This window comes from Bacillus sp. AFS040349 (assembly GCF_002577655.1).
Classification (GTDB): Bacteria; Bacillota; Bacilli; order Bacillales; family Bacillaceae; genus Metabacillus.
Genome location: NZ_NUMC01000114.1, coordinates 1 through 8,747, shown reverse-complemented (window position 1 = coordinate 8,747; position 8,747 = coordinate 1). Strand labels below are relative to the sequence as shown.

At 37.2% G+C, this 8,747-nt stretch carries 5 protein-coding genes; 3 read left to right on the top strand and 2 right to left on the bottom strand.

Annotated elements, in window-relative coordinates; translation table 11 throughout:
* Positions 1-266: 266 nt before the first annotated feature.
* Positions 267-1,559 carry an aminotransferase class I/II-fold pyridoxal phosphate-dependent enzyme gene (locus COD11_RS21415; RefSeq protein WP_098798946.1) on the bottom strand — a complete coding sequence of 431 codons (1,293 nt, stop codon included), beginning with the start codon at positions 1,557-1,559 and terminating at the stop codon, positions 267-269.
* 222 nt (positions 1,560-1,781) lie between these two features.
* Here COD11_RS21415 and cls point away from each other — a divergent pair, with 222 nt between their 5' ends.
* Complete coding sequence (cls, locus tag COD11_RS21410; RefSeq protein ID WP_098798945.1) at positions 1,782-3,233, top strand: cardiolipin synthase; 1,452 nt, start codon at positions 1,782-1,784, stop codon at positions 3,231-3,233.
* Positions 3,234-3,311: 78 nt separating this feature from the next.
* Positions 3,312-4,259 carry a mannose-6-phosphate isomerase, class I gene (manA, locus tag COD11_RS21405; protein WP_098798944.1) on the top strand — a complete coding sequence of 316 codons (948 nt, stop codon included), beginning with the start codon at positions 3,312-3,314 and terminating at the stop codon, positions 4,257-4,259.
* 149 nt (positions 4,260-4,408) lie between these two features.
* Here manA and COD11_RS21400 read toward each other — a convergent pair whose 3' ends face one another.
* Complete coding sequence (locus COD11_RS21400) at positions 4,409-5,254, bottom strand: TetR/AcrR family transcriptional regulator (RefSeq protein ID WP_098798943.1); 846 nt, start codon at positions 5,252-5,254, stop codon at positions 4,409-4,411.
* A 184-nt stretch (positions 5,255-5,438) separates the two neighbouring features.
* On the opposite strand from COD11_RS21400, the gene COD11_RS21395 reads away from it, so the two are divergent.
* Positions 5,439-8,615: an efflux RND transporter permease subunit gene (locus COD11_RS21395; RefSeq protein WP_098798942.1), complete on the top strand. Its 3,177-nt coding sequence runs from the start codon at positions 5,439-5,441 to the stop codon at positions 8,613-8,615.
* Positions 8,616-8,747: the final 132 nt, after the last annotated feature.

The window sequence follows — 8,747 nt, the reverse complement described above, 5'->3', positions numbered from 1 at the left end:
GGTATCGGGACAAACGCTAGTGCAATGAGTGGATTTCTGTCCCGATTCAGGAGGTATTGGGACAAACGCCAGAGCTATGAGTGAATTTCTGTCCCGATTCGGAGGGTATTGGGACAGGAACCTGTTCGAACGTGTTATACCTTAGAAATTCCGAATACATACAATGTATCTATGCTTCAAAACAAGCACAAAAAAACCCTCACCTATCCAATCTAGGATGTGAGGGTTTTCGACAAACTTCGGGAAGTGACAGGCACCATAAAAACCTACGCTAAATCCGCAGCTCCCTGTGCAATCAAATCAAATAGTTCTTCGATGTCATCTGCTTCTACGCATGAGAAGGCGATGCGAAGGTCTGTTGAGTTGATTGAGATGGTTCCTACTCCGTATTTGTCTAGTAGGTGTAGGCGGAGTTCTTCGGCATCGATTCCGTTAAGTTTTAGGCACATGAAGTAGCCAGAGTTGAATGGGTAGTAAGTCCAGTATTTTTGGTATTCTTCTTTTGCCAAAACTTCTTTTGTTTTATCTGCACGACTTTTCATCAATGCAAATTTTTGTTCTTTTTCTACCGCGAATTCATTTGATTTTAGTGATTCTAGAATCAATGTTTGAGATGGGTGAGAACTGCTTGAGATGGTTCCTCTGATTAGCCCTTTTGTTTTTTGCTCGAGTGCGTTTAAGATCGCGGCACTTTTGCTTGCATATGTGATGAATCCAACACGGAAGCCCCATACATAGTTTTCTTTTGTTGCACCGTCTACTTTTACAGCTAAAATGCGTTCGTGAGTATCTGCTAAGTAGCTGAAAATGGATTCTTTCATAGAATCTTCATAGAATAAGCCGAAATATGCATCGTCAATTAAGACAACAACATTTAAGCCTTCCTCTGCAGCTTCTGTTAAAACTGCGGCAATTTCTCTTGCTTCAGACTCAAGTGGTGTGTAACCAGTTGGGTTGTTCGGGAAGTTTAAAAGAACAATAACTTTGCCAGAAGATTTCTGAGCAGAGATTGTTTCTTTTAATGCTTGAGTATTAAAGCCGTTTTCTGCATTAAATAATGGGAATGTCACAACATTTGCACCACGGCGAACTTTGAATGTTAAGTTGTAGTTACCCCAGAATTTATCAGGCACAATAACCGGAGTGCCTTCATCAGCGAATAAGTCAGCAACAATACTTAAACCGTGTGTTAAAGCGTTTGTAACGATTGGCGAACCAACTACATCACTGTTTACACTTGGGTTATCTTTTAAGATTTTTTCTTTCCATACTTTTCGTAATTCTTCTTTCCCTTGCGGTGGGGCATATGGATACAAGTCTTTTGGTGCTACACGATCTCCAAAAAGGTTTTGCAAGTGAGTGAAATGCATTGGTTGATTGCCTTCTGTTGCAATTCCGATTGTTGCATTGAAGCGGTGAGCTTTTTTGCCTGCTTCAGCTGATTGACTTAAAATTCCCTTTGGATAGAACATTTCCTTTCCAAGCTGGGATAACATATGATAGACATGTTCATTATCTTCTTTGATTGCTTGGTTTAAAGCTTGTGCTAATTCATTCATGATCCTATCTTTTCACCTCTATGGGAAATAATATTTTGAAAATTCATTAAGAAGTATTTTAACATAGTGAGGGTTGTTCTCACAGTGGTTATTACATATTAAATTGAAATTTCTTAGACATTTCTTTTTTTGAAGAAAATTAACACTAAAACATACAACATTTACCATTGTTTCACGATATACTATGTGTGAAAAGATCATTTGTAGATGAGAGGAATATACATGAATATTGTATCAATATTGCTTGGATTTATTATTGTTTTGAATATTTTATTTGCGATTGTGATGATTTTTAGAGAAAGAAGAGATGCGCCGTCTTCATGGGCGTGGTTGCTTGTTCTCTTTTTTATTCCGGTTTTAGGATTTGTGCTTTATCTTCTTTTTGGTCAAAATTTAAGTCGATACCACATGTTTCAATGGGAAGACCGGAAAAAGCTTGGAATTGAAAAACTGTTGGCCAATCAGCTTGAAGATATACGCAAAAATACATTTGCTTTTCAAAGTGAAACGGCAAAGCAGCATAAGCAGCTGATTAATATGCAGGTTATTAACAATGATGCGGTGTTAACAGAAGATAACTCTGTTGATATTTTTACAGATGGAAATGAGAAGTTTTCCCAATTGTTCAAGGATATTGAAGAGGCGACCGATCACATTCATTTACAATATTATATTTTGAAAAACGGAGAACTTGGTAAAAAGCTGGTTGCGGCTTTAACGAAGAAGGCAGCCCAGGGTGTTAAAGTAAGAGTTTTATATGATGATCTTGGCTCGAGAGGATTAAGAAAATCGTTTTTCAAAGAGCTTCGTGCTGCAGAAGGAGAGGTGGAGGTGTTTTTTCCTTCAAAGCTAAGATGGATAAATTTGCGTTTGAATTATCGTAATCATCGGAAGCTTGTCATTATTGATGGTAAAACAGGGTATGTAGGTGGCTTTAATGTGGGTGACGAATATTTAGGGCTTGATCCTTCATTCGGTTACTGGCGTGATACACACTTAAGAATTCAAGGAACAGCGGTACATGCGATTCAAGCAAGGTTTATTCTTGATTGGAATCAAGCAACAGAAAAGCGGACAATTGCTTATTCACAGGAGCTTTTCCCTGAACCTGTTACGGCAGTTGGAAACAGCAGCTTGCAAATTGTGACGAGCGGTCCTGATTCTGAATGGGAACAAATTAAAAATGGCTATATCAAGATGATTTCTACCGCAAAAAAATCCGTTTGTATTCAAACACCCTATTTTATTCCTGATGCTAGCCTGCTTGATGCGTTAAAAATAGCCTGTTTATCAGGAATTGAAGTGCAGCTTATGATTCCGAATAAGCCTGATCATCCATTTGTGTACTGGGCCACCCTTTCATATGTTGCCGAATTATTAAATTCAGGTGCAAAGGTGTACATATATGACAATGGTTTTATTCATGCCAAAATGATTGTAGTAGATAATGAAATTGCCTCAGTTGGAACAGCAAATATTGATGTAAGAAGCTTCAAATTGAATTTTGAGGTAAATGCGTTTATTTATGATGAAGATCTTGCTAGAAAGCTATCAGAAGAGTTTCAACATGATGTTTTGCAGTCAAGGGAGTACACACTAGAAGCTTATCATCAACGTTCGAAGACCATTCGTTTTAAGGAATCTGTTTCCAGATTGCTATCTCCTATCTTATAATGAAAATAAGCCCTTTTTACTATTTGTCTGTTTTTTAATGAGTGTAATTACGAACTAGTATGATAAGGAGGAAATTGTGTGGTAGAGCTACTAAAATTAAAGCCTGTTTTTAAAGAACGAATTTGGGGTGGAACAACATTGAGAGATTCCTTCGGGTACGATATTCCGAGTGAACATACTGGAGAGTGTTGGGCAATTAGTGCACATCCTAATGGAAATAGTACCGTTCAAAATGGACTCTTTGCAGGAAAGGAATTAAGTTGGCTATGGGAAAACCACCAAGAGCTTTTTGGACATATAAGAGGCGATCGCTTTCCTCTATTAACGAAAATACTAGATGCTAAAGCAGACTTAAGTGTACAAGTTCATCCGGACGATACATATGCGAAAGAACATGAAAATGGCGAACTAGGCAAAACAGAGTGCTGGTATATTATCGATTGTAAAGAAGGAGCCGAAATGATTTTTGGCCATCATGCCCGTACAAAGGAAGAGCTGGTCACGATGATTCATTCTGGTCGTTGGGAGGACTTGTTAAGAAGAGTGAAAATTAAGCCGGGTGACTTTTTTTATGTTCCAAGCGGGACCATTCATGCGTTATGTGAAGGAACACTTGTGTTGGAAACACAGCAAAGCTCTGATACAACTTATCGTGTGTACGATTATGACCGTGTTGATCAAAATGGTGAGAAAAGAGAGCTGCACCTATCAAAGGCTATTCAAGTGACAACTGTCCCAGACGATGTGAATCAAGTAAAAACTCATATTGAAGAAAATAGATCAACGATGATTACGACATTTGTAAAAGAAGAGTACTTTTCTGTTTATAAATGGAATGTTGTTGATGAATATAAACATAAAAAAGAAGCACCGTTTCTCTTGTGCAGTGTAATTAATGGACAAGGGTCTGTAAAAACAAAGGAAGAAACACTTTCGCTTCAAAAGGGTGACCATTTTCTAGTAACAGCCAATACAAAAGAAATGATCGTAGATGGGACACTTGAACTGATTGTGTCGCATACATAATCGAGTCTCCTTGCTTAAGGGGATTTTTTTATGTATGTTTGCAACTGTGTTGAAGGAAGATTCAGGGGAGGGAACAGATCGCGAAAATGAAACGATTGGATGAATGTAAGGGAAATTGGGGAAGAGCATGGCTCATCCCTTTTTCTATTTTACAGCTTAAAGTAGTGCTCAATGACAGAATTTAATTCTTCTAAACCAGGGGCGTTTTTTATATTGCTTAACATTCCTTTGATCACGGGTAAACGCGGTGAATCTCCCTTTATTTCTTCTTCAATTACATCTAGTGTGATTAAAAAAGCTTCATTATCAATCTTATTTTTCACCAGTGAAATTTCTCTGACTAAATCCTCCTTCGTTAACTCCGGGTATTGCTCTGTTAACTGACAGACAAATTCATCTGATAATATTGGTTCTTCATCTGATTTTAAGTAGCCTTCTACTAAATCATCAGCTCGTCTTAAAACAAAGACTGCTAACTTCTGAAGATCAAATTGTCCTAAATCAAGAATAATCAGTTTTAAATACGATTGAACAATACCTTGTAGAATCATATTTAAATCGAAAATATAACGGTCAATTTTTGAGCCATAAATAGCGTGAAGAGATCTATGATAAAATCTCCCAATATTTTGAGTCATTTTCTTAATAAAGTCCTCAATCTCAGAATTTATTGGTATTGCTTGTTCACGTGTTTGCATAATAATAAATTCTTTGTTTTTTTGAATTTCTTCTAGCTGAGTTTTTAGCTGAAGAACAAATGCATCACGAGGGGATAAATCTTTAATCGGTACGGAATCGACTTTAGATTGAATTAATTGAAATTGATACTTAAATGCTGCCAGAAGTAGGGCATCCTTCGATTTAAAGTATAAGTAAAAAGCGCCTTTTGAAATTCCGCAAGCATCAACAATTTCTTGAATCGATGTAGCGGAATATCCTTTTGTGGCAAAAATACTAACGGCGGCCTCAATAATTTTCTTTTCCTTTTCCTTCATTTTGACCTCCTTACTACAAAAGACTTAGCCTCTATATTGAGTTTTTTATAGCTTGATATAAAAACATTTACAAAAAAATTAAAGTTTATTAACAAAATGTTCGTTGACTCTGACTGACTAGTCATTTATATTATTAATTATTGTGACCCGATAGTCAATTAGATTCTAAAAAATGGAGGATGTTATGAATAGCATAATTAATTTTGTATTGAAAAACAAATTTGCTGTATGGCTGCTTACAATAATTATAACAGTAGCTGGGCTATATTCCGGATTAAACATGAAGCTTGAAACAATCCCGAATATTAATACCCCGATTATTTCAGTTACAACCATTTATCCAGGGGCTACTCCTGAAGAAGTCGCTGATCATGTCACAGAACCAATTGAAAAGATTGTTCAAAATTTAAATGGAGTGAATGTTGTTAGCTCAAACTCTATGCAAAATGCATCTTCTCTTCAAATTGAATACGGATTTGAAAAAAATATGGATGAAGCTGAAGATGAATTAAATGATGCATTAATTGATATTGAACTTCCTGATGGCGTTAATGAACCTAGTGTTTCAAGAATTAGTTTAAATGCATTCCCTATTTTAGCTTTAAGTATTGCGAATGAAGATCAATCACTTGCAGAGCTTACCACTGTTGTTGAAGATGAAATCATCCCTGCTTTAGAAGGGGTTGAAGGTGTTTCTTCTGTTCAAGTATCTGGTCAACAGTTGGAGGAAGTAGAGTTTACTTTTAAAGAAGATAAAATGGCAGAGCTAGGATTAGATGCAGAGACAGTTCAAGGTCTTATTCAAGGCTCTGATATTAATTTTCCATTAGGAGTTTTAACGTTAGATGAAACAGAAAAATCTGTAGTAGTCGATGGAAACATTGTAACAATTGAAGATTTGAAAAATATAGAGATTCCAGTTATGCCTTCGGTGCAGGGAAATCAACAGGCAGCGGCACAAGGTGGTCAGGTAGCTGATATGACCGATCAGTCACCGCAAGCTGGTGCAGAGCAAGCCCAGACACAAATGCCAGCTAATATCGAATTGCCAACTGTAAAATTATCCGAAATTGCAGATATCGAATTAGTTGGAAAGGCAGAGTCGATTTCTCGTACTAATGGGAAAGAAGCAATCGGTATTCAAATTGTAAAAGCATCAGACGCTAATACAGTAGATGTTGCCAACGGTATTGAAGAAAAATTAGCTGATTTTGAAGATGAAATTGAAGGTCTTGATGTTGTTTACACACTTGACCAGGCAACACCAATTGAAGAGTCTGTTGGGACAATGCTAAGTAAAGCACTATTTGGAGCACTTTTCGCGGTAGTGATTATTCTCTTATTCTTAAGAGATATTAAATCAACACTAATCTCGATTATTTCAATTCCGTTGTCATTATTGATCGCGATTATCCTGTTAAATCAAATGGGTATTACGCTGAACATGATGACACTTGGTGCGATGACTGTTGCGATTGGCCGTGTTGTTGATGACTCGATCGTTGTTATTGAAAATATTTACCGAAGAATGTCACTTAAAGGTGAACAATTAAAAGGTAAGGCATTAGTTCGTGAAGCAACAAAAGAGATGTTCATACCAATTATGTCATCGACAATCGTTACGATCGCGGTATTCTTACCGTTAGCGCTTGTAAAAGGAATGATCGGGGAACTATTCTTACCATTCGCATTAACAATGGTATTTGCGCTTTTAGCATCATTATTAGTTGCAATCACAATTGTACCAATGATGGCGCACAGTTTATTTAAGAAAAATTTATATGGTGAAAGCAAAAAATTAAAGCAACATGACGAACACAAACCAGGCAAAATGACAGGTGCTTATCGTTCAATTCTAAATTGGACGTTGAACCACAAGATCATTACATCCTTGATTGCGATTGCTATGTTAGTAGGAAGTTTATTCTTAGTTCCGGTTATCGGGGTTAGTTTCTTATCATCTGAAGAAGAAAAAATGATGATCGTTACGTACAAACCAGAGCCAGGTGAAACAAGAGAGCAAGCAGAAGAAGCAGCTTTAAGTGCTGAAGAATTCTTCTTGGATAGAGAACATGTGAAAACAGTACAATATTCACTTGGTAGTGAAAACCCAATGAATCCTGGTGATACAAACAGTGCGATGTTCTTCATTCTTTATGAAGATGACACACCTGAATTTGCAGAAGAAAAAGAACAAGTTGTTGAAGATTTAATTGAAGTAGCAGCTGGTGGGGGAGAATGGGCTTCACAAGACTTTGCTTCAATGGGATCTAGCAATGCAATTACAATGTATGTTTATGGCAACAGCATGGAAGACATTGAGCCTGTTGTAGCAGATATCCAAGAGATTATGGAAAACAATGATTCTCTTAAAAATGTAGAATCAAGTATGTCAGAAACATATGAAGAGTACACATTTGTAGCTAATCAAGAAGAGTTAAGTAAGTACGGATTAACAGCAGCTCAAATCGGTATGGCGCTTAACCCAACAAGAGAACGTCCAGTATTAACAACAGTTGAAAAAGACGGTGAAGACCTAAATGTGTATCTTCAAGTTGATGAAGAAACGTATGAAAATGTTGATGATTTAACAGAAAAAACCATTCAATCTCCACTTGGAACAGGAGTGAAAATTGGTGATGTAGTTGACGTACAAGAAGGTGAAACATCAAATACTGTCACAAGACGTGATGGAAAAATCTATGTTTCAGTTTCAGGTGAAATCACAACAGATGATGTTGCAAAAGTTTCAACAGATGTTCAAACAAAGGTAGACGATTTAGAACTTCCGTCAACAATTGAAGTAAATATGGGTGGGGTATCAGCGGACATCCAAGAATCATTTACTCAATTAGGTTTAGCCATGTTAGCAGCGATTGCGATCGTTTATCTGATCTTAGTTATCACTTTCGGTGGAGCACTAGCACCATTCGCGATTCTGTTCTCCTTACCGTTTACAGTAATCGGTGCTCTTGTCGGCTTATTAATTGCTGGTGAAACATTAAGTGTTAACTCAATGATTGGTGCTCTAATGCTTATCGGTATCGTTGTAACAAACGCGATTGTATTAATTGACCGCGTTATCCACAAGGAGAAAGAAGGCTTAAGCACACGTGAGGCCATTTTAGAAGCGGGTACTACTCGTCTTCGTCCAATCCTCATGACAGCAATTGCTACAATCGGTGCCCTCATCCCACTAGCACTAGGACTAGAAGGCGGCGGGATGATCTCAAAAGACCTTGGTGTAACGGTAATTGGTGGTTTAACAAGTTCAACGTTATTAACGCTTGTTATCGTGCCAATCGTATATGAAGCATTAAGCAAGGTGCGTCGTAAAAAAACGTTAGTTGAAGAAGAATAAAAATAATAGGGAACCTAGCACATTTGTGTTGGGTTCTTTTTTAGTTTGTGCTCTATTAACAGGAACTGAGTGTAAATTGCCCAAATCGCAGGAATAATTGCTATTCACCCGGGAATCGAGACAGGAATAAGC